Below are 12,886 nucleotides of genomic sequence, written 5' to 3' on the forward strand. Positions count from 1 at the left end.
CACAACCGCCATGGGCCAAATACCTAATGAATGAGGAAACGTAGTGCAGATTTGGAACTCATTAGAGGAAGTTCCCCAGGACTTTGGCCCGTGTGTGGTCACCCTGGGCAACTTCGATGGGCTCCACCGTGGGCACCAGGAGGTACTTGCCCAGGTGCGTGCCGCAGCGCAAGCACGTGGTGCCAAGTCGGTGGCGTTGACATTCGATCCGCACCCGGCCCTCATTCACCGCCCGGAATCGGCACCTGAACAAATCATGGGGCTGGCGGACAAGCTGGCGGCCATGGCCAAGCTGGGTCTGGACGGGGTGCTGGTTATGCCCTACACGCTGGAATTTGCGGCACAAACCCCCGAAGAATTTGTCCGCAACGTCTTCGTTGACGGACTGCGAGCTTGTGCCGTGGTGGTGGGCCACGATGTCCGCTTTGGCAAAGGCAACACGGGGGATCTATCCACCATGGTGGACTTGGGCACCCAACTCGGATTCGACGTCGTGGTTGTCAATGATGAAGGACACGACCGCCGCTGGTCCTCCACCTGGGTGCGTGAGGCGCTGCACAATGGCGAGGTAGATACCGCTGGGGAGGTTTTGGGCCGGGCACACACCATGAGTGGGGAAGTAGTCCATGGCGCCGCCCGCGGACGGGAACTGGGATTTCCGACGGCGAACCTCTCACCGGACGCGTGCGGCATCATCCCCTCCGACGGTGTCTACGCCGGCTGGTTGACCGATGCGCACGGACACCGCTGGCCTGCCGCAATTTCCGTAGGCTCAAATCCCACCTTCGTGGGGGTCAGCCGCCAAGTTGAGGCCTATGTCATTGACCGGCCCGAAGAGCCGCTCGAGGCGTTCAACCTCTACGGCCAGCACGTGGTGGTGGAGTTTGTGCAGCGTCTGCGCGGCATGGTCGCCTACACCGGGCCCGAGGCGCTCATTGAACAGATGCATCAGGATGTGGATCAGGCCCGCGAGATCTTGGCTTGAGTGATTAGTCACCTCGCTTCGACATTAGGGCGCTCTCTGCACTAAACTGAAAGGTGGAATCCGGCTGCAGTCCGTGGTGGCTGGAATTTCCTGTGTGTGGCCCAGTCATGGGCTTCGTTGCAGTTATTTGTTCACGGCACATTCAAGGAGTTACTTGTGGCATTAGACGCCGCTGTAAAGCAAGAAATCATGCAGGCTTTCGCAACCAGCGAAGGCGACACCGGTTCACCTGAGGTTCAGGTTGCAATGCTCTCGCGTCGCATCTCTGACCTCACGGAGCACCTGAAGATGCACAAGCATGACCACCACACCCGCCGCGGCCTCATGGCCCTGGTTGGTCGCCGTCGTCGCCTGCTTGCGTACCTGAAGGACACCGACATCGCCCGCTACCGTACGCTCATCGAGCGCCTCGGCCTGCGCCGCTAGTCTGCGATCCAAGGCGGCCTTCCCATGCTTGCGACGCTTGCGTCATTGCTTCGGGAGGGCCGCCTTTCACAGTGTTTATAAGGTTTTCAAGGTTCGCAAGAATAAATAACCACTGTGAGAAACGTGCCAGCCCGCAAAAGCTGGCGCAGTAGTGCAATAGTTGTTAATTGCAGTACAAAACCCCTGATCTACAAGGCACAAGACGACGCATTCACGCATTCGCGGTCCTCGGTAGTGGCCTCCGGGAAGAAACTCTCAATGAAGTTTCATACCCGTGGGCCTCGATCGAAGACCGGGTGTTGTACAGAGAGCCACAGCAGTATCCGGTGGTGTCCTGGGAAGAACGCGGCACTGTTCCTTGGCAGGGGTTCATTAGGATCATCTACGAAGGAAATGGAGGTGACTCTCATATGGAGGGTCCCGAGATTCAGTATTCAGAAACCGTCATTGACAACGGCCGTTATGGCAAGCGCGTTATCCGCTTCGAAACCGGACGCCTTGCCCAGCAGGCAGCAGGTGCTGCCATGGTTTACATTGACGAAGACACCGTTCTGCTGTCGGCCACCACGGCCGGCAAGCACCCGCGCGAAGGCTTTGACTTCTTCCCGCTGACAGTTGATGTGGAAGAGCGTATGTATGCTGCTGGCCGCATCCCGGGCAGCTTCTTCCGCCGCGAAGGCCGCCCCTCGACGGAAGCCATCTTGGCTTGCCGTTTGATGGACCGCCCGCTGCGCCCGGCATTCGTCAAGGGTCTGCGCAACGAAGTACAGATCGTTGTGACCGTCCTGGCCATCAACCCCGACGTGCTCTACGACGTGGTAGCTATCAACGCTTCCTCCATGTCCACCCAGCTCTCCGGCTTGCCGTTCTCCGGCCCGATTGGTGGCGTCCGCGTTGCTCTGATCGACGACGGCCAGGGCCCCCAGTGGGTTGCCTTCCCGAAGCACTCCGAGCTGGAAAACGCCGTGTTCAACATGGTTGTTGCCGGCCGCATTGCCGGTGACGACGTTGCCATCATGATGGTGGAAGCTGAAGCAACCGACAACTCCTGGAAGCTCATCAAAGAACAGGGCCACCAGGCTCCTACCGAAGAGATCGTTTCCGAGGGCCTCGAGGCTGCCAAACCGTTCATCAAGGCACTGTGTGAGGCTCAGGCTGATTTGGCTGCTCGCGCCGCCAAGCCTACGGTTGAATTCCCGATCTTCCTGGACTTCCAGGACGACGTTTACGACGCCGTTGAGAAGACTGCCGCTACCAAGCTCGCAGCCGTGTTCTCGATCGCCGACAAGCAGGAGCGCGACAACGCCTCTGACGCTTTGAAGGACCAGACCGTTGCTGCCTTGGCTGGCAACTTCGAAGGCCGCGAGAAGGAACTCTCCGCAGCTTTCCGCGCCGTCACCAAGCACGTCATCCGCCAGCGCATCCTCACCGAGCAGGTTCGCATCGACGGCCGTGGCCTGACGGACATCCGCCAGCTCACCGCCGAGGTTGAGGTTCTGCCTCGCGTACACGGTTCGGCCATCTTCGAACGCGGCGAGACCCAGATCCTGGGTGTCACCACGTTGAACATGCTCAAGATGGAACAGCAGATTGACTCGCTGAGCCCGGTAACGCGCAAGCGCTACATGCACAACTACAACTTCCCGCCGTACTCCACCGGTGAAACCGGCCGCGTGGGTTCGCCCAAGCGCCGCGAAATCGGTCACGGTGCCCTGGCTGAACGCGCCATCATGCCCGTTCTGCCAACGCGTGAAGAGTTCCCTTACGCCATCCGCCAGGTCTCCGAGGCACTGAGCTCCAACGGCTCCACCTCCATGGGTTCCGTTTGCGCCTCGACCCTGTCGCTGCTCAACGCCGGCGTTCCCTTGAAGGCACCTGTTGCAGGTATCGCCATGGGCTTGGTCTCCGACCAGGTTGACGGCCAGACCCGCTACGCAGCCCTGACCGATATCCTCGGTGCCGAAGATGCTTTCGGTGACATGGACTTCAAGGTTGCCGGTACCTCCGAGTTCGTCACGGCCATCCAGCTGGACACCAAGCTCGACGGCATCCCGGCCTCCGTTTTGGCTGCTGCCCTGAAGCAGGCACGCGAAGCACGCCTGCACATCCTCAGCGTTCTGACCAGCGCCATTGACGTTCCGGACGAGCTCTCCGAGTTCGCTCCCCGCGTCATCGCGGTCAAGATCCCCGTGGATAAGATCGGCGAGGTCATTGGGCCCAAGGGCAAGATGATCAACCAGATCCAGGAAGACACCGGCGCCGACATCTCCATTGAAGATGACGGCACCGTGTACATCGGTGCAACGAACGGCCCGTCAGCTGACGCCGCTCGTTCAGCGATCAACGCCATCGCCAACCCTCAGGTTCCTGAAATTGGCGAGCGTTACCTGGGCACAGTTGTTAAGACCACCACGTTCGGTGCGTTCATTTCGCTCACACCGGGCAAGGATGGTCTGTTGCACATCTCCGAGCTCCGCAAGCTAGCCGATGGCAAGCGCGTGGACAACGTTGATGACGTAGTTTCCGTTGGACAGAAGATCCAGGTGGAAATCACCAAGATCGATGACCGCGGCAAGCTCTCACTCTCACCGGTTGTTGCCGGCGACGAGGACGCCGCTGAAGAAGCAGCTACCGAAGGTGCTGCTGAATAATTCATGGCGATCACCCTTTTGCCGCTTCTTAGCGCTGCTGACGGCCACAATGGCAGTGACTCCACCATAATTTCCGGACAGCTCGGCGGCGCCGTTGTGCGCCGCTCGGTCCTGCCCGGTGGTGTGCGGGTCCTGACTGAGTCCATGCCCGGACAGCGCAGTGCGACAATCGGGTTCTGGGTTGGTGTTGGCTCTCGGGATGAAACCGAGGGCCAACACGGCTCAACCCATTTCCTTGAACACCTGCTGTTCAAGGGCACCAAGCGCCGGACCGCGCTGGAAATTGCGTCCGCTTTCGACGAGGTGGGCGGAGAGTCCAACGCTGCCACCGCCAAGGAAAGCACCTGCTACTACGCACGTGTACTTGATACTGATTTACCCATGGCCATAGATGTCATAGCCGATATGGTCACCTCTGCCGTGATTGATCCGGCAGAGCTCGAGCAAGAGCGCGACGTCATCTTGGAGGAAATCGCCATGGATGGCGATGACCCCATGGATGTTGCGCACGAAAAATTTGTTGCCGCAGTGCTGGGCGAGCATGCACTGGGCCGTCCCATCGGAGGTACCCCGGAGGCCATCAAGGCTGTTCCGCGGGCTTCCGTGTGGGACCACTACCAAAAGCACTACCGCCCCGAAACGCTGGTCATCACAGCGGCTGGCGGACTTGACCACGACACCGTGTGTGCACTGGTGATGGACGCGTTGCGCACCGCTGGCTGGTCTCTGGATGCGGGAGTTGCCCCCGTGCCGCGGCGCTCCAGCGATCCCGTTTCAGTTTCCGGCACAGCCGGGCTGCACGTGATAAACCGCCAGGTTGAACAGGCGAACATCATCCTGGGCTGCCCGTCTCTGCGTGCCACGGATCCGCGCCGCTTCGTTATGAGCGTCCTGAACTCTATTCTTGGCGGCGGCATGTCTTCACGGCTGTTCCAAGAAATCCGGGAAAAGCGCGGCCTGGTCTACTCCACATACTCCTTCGCCTCCTCCTACGCCGACACCGGCTATTTTGGCATGTATGCCGGCTGCGCCCCCGCCAAGGTGGGACAGGTCATCGGACTGCTGGAAGCCGAGCTGGAGAAGCTGGCCGAACATGGTGTCTCCGACGAAGAACTGAAGAAGGCCCTAGGTCAGCTCTCCGGCGGCATTGTGCTCGCCCTCGAGGACAGCGGATCACGCATGTCCCGTCTGGGGCGAGCCGAGCTCGTCACGGGCGAATACCTAGACATCGACGAATCTCTAGCCCGCATCCGCGAAGTTACCGCCGCTGAAGTTCAGGACCTGGCCCGCGAGTTGGCCGCTGCGCCCCGCACCATCACAGTGGTGGGCCCCTTCGAGGAAACTGAGACCTTCGGCCTCTGATTTTTGTCTCCGCGCAAAAATGCCGCCGTTCCTGTCTCTTGGCTCCTAGCGCTGGCGGGTCCGCCCTCGTGAGTGCTGGCCGACCCACTGAACCTGCGCACCGTTAAGACGTAATGGCACGCAACTCTTGGAGTTGAGCGCCATTACGTCTTAACGGTGCGCAGCTTCAAAGTCCGGATGGCCCCGTCGCGTCTATCCGCCGGCGAAAGGCGGGAGCACATCGACGACGTCGCCCGGGGACAGTGCCAAACTCAGGTCTCGGGTGGAGACCTCGTTCAGCAGGAAGCTGCAGCGGGTCAGGATTTCGGCCAGCGGGGGAGTATGGTTGGAGGCCGACACCGGGAAGCTCGCCACGAGCAGCTCGGACAAGTCAGCCAATGTGAACGGCGCGGTGCCTGCCAATGTAGCTAGGTCTACGCGCTGTTCCTCGACACCTGTGGCTGCTGCGGCTGCGGCAAAGAATCGTATGTGCATGCTCATCCTCCAATAGCACTCATGCTGCGGTCCGGCTGGACAAAGTCTGCATCTCCCAGACCCGGGTGTCCCATGCCGTGAGCTTTTGGCTTCGCCCACATGGCATCCTGCCAGCGGGCGGTGACGGCATCGTCGTCGTTCTTGGAATCACCAGCGCGCAGCAGCTCCAGCAGATCAACTTCGGTCCGGGAGAACAAGCAGCTCATGACCTTGCCCTCGGCCGTGATGCGGGTGCGGCGGCAGTCGGCGCAGAACGGTTCGGTGACCGAGGCGATGATGCCCACGGTGCCCAGCAACTGCGTTGACCCGGGGCGGCGGACCTCGAAGCGTTCAGCAGGTGCACCGTCTCGGGCACGCGGATCTGGTGTCAGTTCAAAGTCGGTGGCGATCAGGGTGCGGATTTCGGCGGCGGTGATCATGCCATCGCGCGTCCAACCGTGATCGGCGTCGAGAGGCATTTGTTCGATGAAACGCAGTTCGTAGCCGCGCTCAAGGGACCATTGCAGTAACTCCGCGGCGGTGGTGTCATTGATTCCGCGCAACAGTACGGCGTTGATCTTAATGGGTTTCAGCCCTGCTGCCGCAGCCGCCTCGATGCCGGCCTTGACCTGGTCAAGGAACGGGCGGCGGGTCAGCTGCAGGAAAGCATCGTGGCGAAGGGTGTCCATGGAGACGTTGAGCCGCGTCAGCCCGGCGTCGGCCAGGGCCTGTGCTTTCTTGGCTAGGCCTACGCCGTTGGTGGTTAGCGAGATGGGTAAGTCAGGGTGGTTCTCTCGCAGCGCTGCAATGATCTGTACCAGATCGGCCCGCACTAGCGGCTCGCCGCCGGTCAACCGCAGCTCGCGCACACCGAGCCGGTTCACGCCCAGACCTACGAGGCGAACGATTTCCTCGGCCGTCAGCAGCTTGTCTTTTTTGAGCCATTCCAGGCCGGCTTCAGGCATGCAGTACGTGCAGCGCAAATTGCATTTGTCCGTGAGGGACAAGCGCATGTCCGTGGCCACGCGGCCGAATTGGTCTAACAGGCCCGTTTCGGTGCCGCCGGGGCGGGGCACACCAAGTCCGGGCGAAACGGGGCGAAGTTCCGGCATGCCCAGTGCCACAGCTTTGGTATCCATTCCTTAACGCTACGCCATTATTGGGTTTTCGGGGCTTACGCCGTTACGGCCAGCCATGTCAGCTTCGTAAACCTGAGGAAAGGTGTGCTCCGCCGTGTCTGGCAGCCTGGCCGAGGGCCAGCTCGACGAATGACTTGGAGACCTCGATATTGCGCAAGATCTTGTCTTTACGCCGGCAGTCAGGAAGGGCCATCGCGGCAGCAATGTCCTCGCGGCGCCACGGCAGAACTTTGCGGTTTCCCCCGGCAGCACGCCATTGGCGGTACCACTTTGGTCCTAGGCACGCTGGCCACCAAGCGATGGAGAGCATCAAAGGTGCCATGGCAGTCCAAAAAGGTACGGTCCACATCAACACCCTCGCCTCTTCCATGTTCAGCGCCTCAAAGACCAAGGAAGGCATCACGGTGAGGAGTACCAGAGCAGAGCAAAGCAATGAGAAAGAGAAGTACGTTGTTGGCCGATGCTTGAGTCTGGGGATGGCTGGAGGTGCCACCGTCCATGAACGCCAGTTGCCACGGAGCGCCATGCAGGCCGGGATGACCAAGGCAACAAGTACCACCGAGAGTAGCGGGACACCGATCAGGAGGGCGTCGTCGAGCAGCCAGCTCATGGATCCGGGCAACGGAGGCAAAGCAGACAAGGGGCCAAAACCGGGAGCGCTTTCGGTCGGAGGGAAGGTTCAAGACTAACAAACGCTCCTGGCCAACAGCGCGTGGAAGCCACAGTGCCGCCAACACAGTGCCGCCAACACAGTGCAGGACATGGAAGGTGGCCTCGCATAGGCCTCGCATAGGACTCGCCTAGGATGGTGGAACAGCGGTGCCACACGGCGCCCGCCGAAAGGAAACCATGCGCAGAACCCTTGCTGAACACCAACGAGCCGTTGAGCAACTGCTGCGGGAGGCCTGGGAGCTCTTGCCACAGTCCGTGCTGGCTGGTGCCTCGCTTCTGGGCGAGGGCCCGGTGCCCAGCCCCGCCATAGAGTTACTGCCTGTAGGAGAGTCCCGGGGGCGAGTGTTGGCGAGCGAGCTGGTGGCGCCCCTGGACTTACCCCCTTTCCCTAATTCGCAGATGGATGGTTATGCCATCCAGGTCACTGACGCCATCGATGATCAGTCGAATACCGTTGATTTGGACAAATCAACCACATACTTGGTGGCGGAAACCATCGCCGCCGGTGCCGTGCCTGCCCGGCTGGAAGCTGGCTTCGCCGCACCCATCATGACCGGGGCCATGATGCCAGCGGGTGCCAATGCCGTGGTGCCGATTGAGAAGGCCCTGCCTGCACAGTTTGCCGCACCGGGGGAGAAAGTAGCCTTGCCGCCCACGGCTGTCGGAAGCTATGTCAGGGTGCAAGGCAGTGACATCCAGTCCGGAAGCACAGTCATAACTGCTGGAACGCTCCTTAACTCTGCGCACGTGGGCCTTGCTGCTGCTCTAGGTTTGACCGAACTGCCCGTACGCCGCAGGCTCAAGGCGCTGCTGATCAGTACCGGCGATGAAGTGTTGGCTCCAGGCGATCCCGCTGCCGCTGATGGGCTGCCCCTTGGGAAGATCTTTGACGCGAATCAGGCGATGCTCAAAGCCGCATTGGAGCAGGCCCAGGTTGAGGTTTTCCGTCCTGAGCGAGTCAGCGACGATCCTGCCAAGTTGTGGCAACTCATGGATGCCTCGACACGGTCGACCGGGGACGACGGCGCAGCGGTGCCGGCCTACGATCTATTGATCACCGTGGGTGGCATCAGCGCAGGTGCCTTTGAAGTAGTCCGGCAAGCAATCGACCTTGCCGGAAGAAGTGCCGCAGTGGACTTTCTTTCTGTAGCCATGCAACCGGGAGGGCCTCAAGGGCTGGGAACAGTGAACGGCGTCCCGTTTATTGGGTTCCCCGGCAATCCTGTCAGTTCCTTCGTCTCCTTGGAGATGTTCCTGCGGCCTGCACTCTCGGCAATCGTGGGAGTTCCGGCACCGCGCCAGCGCGTGGTCGCTGCGCTGGAAACCGCCATGAGTTCGCCAGCCGGAAAACACCAGCTCCGGCGCGGGATCTATTCGGGTCCCGAATATGAATCTTCCCCATCCGTGCGTCAAGTGGGCGGGGAATCATCACATTTGCTGGGGGCCCTAGCGAACGCCAACGCCCTGATTCATATCCCAGCAGGTGTCACTGAACTGCAGGCTGGCGCAAAAGTGGAAGTATGGCTGTTGTGACTACACCCGAAAATTCTTCCCTGACACACCTGACACACCTGCGCCAGGACGGCACCGCCGCCATGGTGGATGTCTCCGAGAAAGCAGTGACCACCCGCGAAGCAACTGCCACCGGAACCGTGAGCACCACGCCCGAGGTCATGGCGCTGTTGGGCGCTGGCGGACTGCCCAAGGGTGACGCTCTTGCCGTGGCCCGCGTTGCTGGCATCATGGCTGCCAAGAAAACACCGGATCTGATCGCGCTCTGCCATCCACTGCCCATCTCCAAAGTCACTGTCGATTTCGAACTGGGGGACACTGCCGTCACGGTGCTGGCCACCGTGAAAACCCGTGGCGTAACAGGGGTGGAAATGGAGGCTCTGACAGCTGTGTCCGTGGCCGCACTCAACGTCTACGACATGATCAAGGCCGTGGACAAACATGCCGTCATCTCCGGCATCCAGGTTCTGGCCAAGAGTGGCGGAAAAAGCGGCGGCTGGGCTGTGGACGCAACAGCAGCAGACCCAGCAGCAGCCACATCCGAATCAGCGGCACCTTCACGAGGAGACCTAGCATGAGTGCCTGCGAACCCGGCACCTCACAGGGAACAGCCGCCGTGATCATTGCCTCCACCCGGGCAGCACTGGGCGCTTACGAAGACACCACCGGTCCGGTCATTGTCGACTGGCTGCGCGAACATGGCTTCGAGGCCATGGAACCCATTGTGGTGCCGGACGGTACCCCGGTAGGAGCGGCGCTGCGGGCCGTGCTCACGCAACATCCCGCCGTCGTGCTGACCAGCGGGGGGACAGGTCTGAGCGCAGACGATCAGACTCCGGAGATGACCCTGCCGCTGCTCGAGCGCGAGATTCCGGGCATCATGGAGGCCATGCGCGCCGCCGGACTGGCCAAGACGCCCATGGCGGCGCTGAGCCGGGGCCACGCCGGGATCGCCGGAACCACCTTGATTGTGAACTTGCCGGGATCGCCGTCGGGCGTCATGGACGGACTGGCCGTGCTGGATCCGATCATCGTGCATGTGTGCGATCAGATAGCGGGCCGTCATGGACACTAACGTGCAGATCGTGGCCGCGCTGCTCAGCGCCGAACCCATCTCGGTGGACGCCGCTATCGCCGCCGTCGAATCCGACACCGCAGGCGCCGTGGTCAGCTTCAGCGGCGTGGTGCGAAACCACGACGGCGGAGCATCCGTTGAGCGCTTGAGCTACACAGCCCATCCACTCGCCAAAAAAGTGCTCGGTGAGGTGGTGGCCTCCCTGATCGAGGCCGTCAGCGACCCCGACGGGCACCCCGTCCGCATTTGGGTGGCACACCGCGTGGGACCGCTGGAGATCGGCGAACCCGCCTTGGTGTGCGCCGTAGCGTCTTCGCACCGCGCCGAAGCCTTCGAGCTGTGCTCGGCATTGGTGGAGCGGATCAAGGCTGAGGTGCCCATTTGGAAGGAACAGTTCTTCAGCGACGGTTCGGTGGAATGGGTCGGCGCCGGGAAGGTCCCCGGCGAAGGCGACCCGGGAGAAAACACGGAGCCAGGCGCGGATCAGGGCCCCGGCAAAAACCAGTAGGCTTAAAGCTATGAGTGAAATGCTGAAGGTGGCCGTGCTCGGCGCCAAGGGACGAATGGGAACGGCTGCCGTTGCGGCCATCGACGCCGCACCGGATATGGAATTGGTAGCGGCGTTGGGTCGGTCCGATTCCCTAGACGTGCTGTTGGAACGCGGTGCGCAGCTGATAGTTGACCTAACGGTGCCCGATTCCACCGAGGCGAATGTGCACTTTGCCGTTGCGCACGGCATCCACGCCGTGGTCGGCACTACCGGTTGGGACGCCACCAGGCTCGCAGCGTTGGAATCCCTGCTGACGCAGCACCCGGAAACCGGCGTGCTGATCGCCCCCAACTTTGCGCTGGGCTCTGTGCTGGCCAGCTACTTTGCCGCCAAGGCCGCCAAGTACTTTGACTCGGTGGAGATCATTGAATTGCACCACCCCCGCAAGGTCGACGCGCCCTCGGGCACGGCGTTGCGCACGGCCCAGCTGATCGCCGCCGCCCGCCGCGAGGCCGGCGTTCCGGGCGCCCCTGACGCCACTGAAACCGAGCTCGACGGCGCTCGTGGCGCCTCGGTGGATGGCGTGCCCGTGCACAGCGTCCGCCTCGCCGGCTTGGTGGCCCACCAGGAAGTGCTCTTCGGCAGCCACGGTGAGGGCCTGACCATTCGTCACGATTCCTACAACCACGAATCGTTCATGCCCGGCGTGCTGCTCGGTGTCCGCACCGTGGGCACCCGCCCCGGACTCACCGTAGGCCTTGACGGCTACCTAGACCTCGAAGGCTAGGACCATGGCAGAGACAACGAATTCCAGCGCGAAGGCACCGAAAATGAAAATTTCCAAGACCAAGATCTGGGTGGCATTGATCGCCCTGCTGCTGGTGTTTTACATGGTGGTCATGCTCCAGCGCGCCGTCCTGCTGCTGGGTGACTCCGACTGGGTCGCCAAGCTGATGGGTGCCGCCTACCTGGTCATCCCGTTCGTGGCAGCCTGGGCGCTGATCGCCGAGATTATGTTTGGCGCCCGCACCGAGAAGATGGCCGGCATTTTGGAAGCCGAAGGTGGCTTGCCCGAGGACAATCTGCCCAGGTCACCCGGTGGCCGGATTGACCGGGCCGCCGCTGACGCGGAGTTCGGCAAGTACAAGCTCGAGGCCGAGGCTGCGCCGGAGGACTGGCGCTCTTGGTTCCGGCTGTCCTGCGCCTACGATGCCGCCGGTGACCGCAAGCGCGCCCGCAAATCCATGCGTGACGCCATCGCACTGTTCAAACAGGCTTAAGCCGTGCCTATTGCGCATAACCCGCACGACGGCGTCGAACTCGCCTTTGACGTGGTGGGGGAGGGCACACCCCTGCTGCTGGTCCACGGAAGCGCGCTGAGCAAGGCTATTTGGCGCGGATTCGGCTACACCAAGGCGTTCCGCGATCAGTACCAGGTCATCACCATGGACCTGCGTGGGCACGGCCGCAGCGCCAAACCGGCCACGCCGGACGCGTACCGCATGGAAACTCTGGTGGCGGACGCCCTCGCGGTCCTGGACGCCGTTGGCGCGCAACAGGCCCATTACGGCGGCTACTCGGTGGGTGCGCGCATGGCCTTTTCGCTGGCCGTCACGGCCCCGGAACGGCTGCGCTCCGTCACCTCGCTGGGCGGCAGCTACCAGATTGAGACCGGCAGTATTGGGCGGCTGTTCTTTCCCGAGTACGACGGCGCTCTCGCCTCGGGCGGCATGCCCGCCTTTGTTGAGGGTTGGGAAGCGCGGATCGGGCGCCCGCTGGATGCCCAGACCAAGGCTGCCTTCCTGGCCAACGACGCCGCGGCCCTGCGTGCCTACTTCGCTCAGACACAGGCTGACGCTGCAGTTCCCGAGGACGCCCTGGCGGCCATCACCACCCCGGCTTTGCTGATGGCCGGAACCGCGGACACCGGACGGTTTGCCGATTCGCAACGTGCTGCCAGCCTGATGGCCCAGGCCCGCTTCGTGGAACTGCCCGGCCGCAATCACGGCAACACTCTTTTTCCAGCGCAAGCCGTGCTTGATGAATGGTTGCCGTTCCTAGAATCCCTGCGCTAGGAATAACAGGTTTAGCGGTGCCGGCGGCGACGTCGTGTTGCCTGCG

The 12,886-nt window shown here is 62.0% G+C and carries 14 protein-coding genes; 11 read left to right on the plus strand and 3 right to left on the minus strand.

From position 1 onward, the window contains the following. Nucleotides 1-43 precede the first annotated feature (43 nt). The 4 genes from AB0O97_RS01155 (at nucleotide 44) to AB0O97_RS01170 (ending at nucleotide 5,424) form a co-directional block, all read left to right on the plus strand. Nucleotides 44-985 carry a bifunctional riboflavin kinase/FAD synthetase gene (locus tag AB0O97_RS01155; RefSeq protein WP_363836491.1) on the plus strand — a complete coding sequence of 314 codons (942 nt, stop codon included), beginning with the start codon at nucleotides 44-46 and terminating at the stop codon, nucleotides 983-985. A gap of 156 nt (nucleotides 986-1,141) precedes the next feature. Then, a complete protein-coding gene (rpsO, locus tag AB0O97_RS01160) occupies nucleotides 1,142-1,411 on the plus strand; it encodes a 30S ribosomal protein S15 (RefSeq protein WP_363836490.1) in 270 nt (89 codons plus the stop codon). Between the two features lie 410 nt (nucleotides 1,412-1,821). Next, on the plus strand, nucleotides 1,822-4,062 hold the full coding sequence (locus AB0O97_RS01165; RefSeq protein ID WP_363879002.1) for a polyribonucleotide nucleotidyltransferase: 2,241 nt from the start codon (nucleotides 1,822-1,824) through the stop codon (nucleotides 4,060-4,062). A 3-nt stretch (nucleotides 4,063-4,065) separates the two neighbouring features. Then, nucleotides 4,066-5,424, plus strand: coding sequence for a pitrilysin family protein (locus AB0O97_RS01170; RefSeq protein ID WP_363879005.1), 1,359 nt, complete (start codon nucleotides 4,066-4,068; stop codon nucleotides 5,422-5,424). 192 nt (nucleotides 5,425-5,616) lie between these two features. On the opposite strand, the gene AB0O97_RS01175 is transcribed toward AB0O97_RS01170, so the two are convergent. From AB0O97_RS01175 to AB0O97_RS01185, 3 genes are read right to left on the minus strand one after another with little or no spacing between them, the layout of a single operon-like run. Next, entirely contained in the window at nucleotides 5,617-5,904 is a 288-nt protein-coding gene (locus AB0O97_RS01175; protein WP_363879008.1) for a MoaD/ThiS family protein, read from the minus strand. After that, entirely contained in the window at nucleotides 5,901-7,016 is a 1,116-nt protein-coding gene (moaA, locus tag AB0O97_RS01180; RefSeq protein WP_363836486.1) for a GTP 3',8-cyclase MoaA, read from the minus strand. The genes AB0O97_RS01175 and moaA overlap by 4 nt, the downstream gene beginning before the upstream one ends. Nucleotides 7,017-7,074: 58 nt before the next feature. After that, on the minus strand, nucleotides 7,075-7,626 hold the full coding sequence (locus AB0O97_RS01185) for a hypothetical protein (protein ID WP_363879011.1): 552 nt from the start codon (nucleotides 7,624-7,626) through the stop codon (nucleotides 7,075-7,077). Nucleotides 7,627-7,865: 239 nt separating this feature from the next. Between AB0O97_RS01185 and glp the strand changes: the two genes are divergently transcribed. Genes glp through AB0O97_RS01220 form a run of 7 tightly spaced genes read left to right on the plus strand, consistent with a single transcriptional unit; the run spans nucleotide 7,866 to nucleotide 12,840 of the window. Then, nucleotides 7,866-9,221 carry a gephyrin-like molybdotransferase Glp gene (glp, locus tag AB0O97_RS01190; RefSeq protein WP_363879014.1) on the plus strand — a complete coding sequence of 452 codons (1,356 nt, stop codon included), beginning with the start codon at nucleotides 7,866-7,868 and terminating at the stop codon, nucleotides 9,219-9,221. Beyond that, nucleotides 9,209-9,778 carry a cyclic pyranopterin monophosphate synthase MoaC gene (moaC, locus tag AB0O97_RS01195; protein WP_363879017.1) on the plus strand — a complete coding sequence of 190 codons (570 nt, stop codon included), beginning with the start codon at nucleotides 9,209-9,211 and terminating at the stop codon, nucleotides 9,776-9,778. Before glp ends, moaC begins: the two co-directional genes overlap by 13 nt. Further along, nucleotides 9,775-10,275: a MogA/MoaB family molybdenum cofactor biosynthesis protein gene (locus AB0O97_RS01200; RefSeq protein ID WP_363879020.1), complete on the plus strand. Its 501-nt coding sequence runs from the start codon at nucleotides 9,775-9,777 to the stop codon at nucleotides 10,273-10,275. Before moaC ends, AB0O97_RS01200 begins: the two co-directional genes overlap by 4 nt. After that, nucleotides 10,265-10,783: a molybdenum cofactor biosynthesis protein MoaE gene (locus tag AB0O97_RS01205; RefSeq protein ID WP_363879023.1), complete on the plus strand. Its 519-nt coding sequence runs from the start codon at nucleotides 10,265-10,267 to the stop codon at nucleotides 10,781-10,783. The genes AB0O97_RS01200 and AB0O97_RS01205 overlap by 11 nt, the downstream gene beginning before the upstream one ends. Nucleotides 10,784-10,793: 10 nt before the next feature. Beyond that, a complete protein-coding gene (dapB, locus tag AB0O97_RS01210; protein WP_363836475.1) occupies nucleotides 10,794-11,552 on the plus strand; it encodes a 4-hydroxy-tetrahydrodipicolinate reductase in 759 nt (252 codons plus the stop codon). A gap of 4 nt (nucleotides 11,553-11,556) precedes the next feature. Next, nucleotides 11,557-12,045 carry a hypothetical protein gene (locus tag AB0O97_RS01215; protein ID WP_363836473.1) on the plus strand — a complete coding sequence of 163 codons (489 nt, stop codon included), beginning with the start codon at nucleotides 11,557-11,559 and terminating at the stop codon, nucleotides 12,043-12,045. Between the two features lie 3 nt (nucleotides 12,046-12,048). After that, the gene (locus AB0O97_RS01220) at nucleotides 12,049-12,840 is read left to right on the plus strand and encodes an alpha/beta hydrolase (RefSeq protein WP_363836471.1); all 792 of its coding nucleotides are present in this window, start codon (nucleotides 12,049-12,051) and stop codon (nucleotides 12,838-12,840) included. The last annotated feature ends 46 nt before the right edge of the window (nucleotides 12,841-12,886 follow it).

The sequence above is a fragment of the Specibacter sp. NPDC078692 genome, assembly GCF_040686835.1.
Taxonomy (GTDB): Bacteria; Actinomycetota; Actinomycetes; order Actinomycetales; family Micrococcaceae; genus Specibacter.

Excerpts from the sequence above, each read along its gene's own strand:
- AB0O97_RS01165 (WP_363879002.1), top strand. The coding sequence starts at position 1,822 with ATGGAGGGTCCCGAGATTCAGTATTCAGAAACCGTCATTGACAACGGC.
- AB0O97_RS01170 (WP_363879005.1), top strand. The coding sequence starts at position 4,066 with ATGGCGATCACCCTTTTGCCGCTTCTTAGCGCTGCTGACGGCCACAAT.
- AB0O97_RS01175 (WP_363879008.1), bottom strand. The coding sequence starts at position 5,904 with ATGAGCATGCACATACGATTCTTTGCCGCAGCCGCAGCAGCCACAGGT.
- moaA (WP_363836486.1), bottom strand. The coding sequence starts at position 7,016 with ATGGATACCAAAGCTGTGGCACTGGGCATGCCGGAACTTCGCCCCGTT.
- AB0O97_RS01185 (WP_363879011.1), bottom strand. The coding sequence starts at position 7,626 with ATGAGCTGGCTGCTCGACGACGCCCTCCTGATCGGTGTCCCGCTACTC.
- glp (WP_363879014.1), top strand. The coding sequence starts at position 7,866 with ATGCGCAGAACCCTTGCTGAACACCAACGAGCCGTTGAGCAACTGCTG.
- moaC (WP_363879017.1), top strand. The coding sequence starts at position 9,209 with ATGGCTGTTGTGACTACACCCGAAAATTCTTCCCTGACACACCTGACA.
- AB0O97_RS01200 (WP_363879020.1), top strand. The coding sequence starts at position 9,775 with ATGAGTGCCTGCGAACCCGGCACCTCACAGGGAACAGCCGCCGTGATC.
- AB0O97_RS01205 (WP_363879023.1), top strand. The coding sequence starts at position 10,265 with ATGGACACTAACGTGCAGATCGTGGCCGCGCTGCTCAGCGCCGAACCC.
- dapB (WP_363836475.1), top strand. The coding sequence starts at position 10,794 with ATGAGTGAAATGCTGAAGGTGGCCGTGCTCGGCGCCAAGGGACGAATG.
- AB0O97_RS01215 (WP_363836473.1), top strand. The coding sequence starts at position 11,557 with ATGGCAGAGACAACGAATTCCAGCGCGAAGGCACCGAAAATGAAAATT.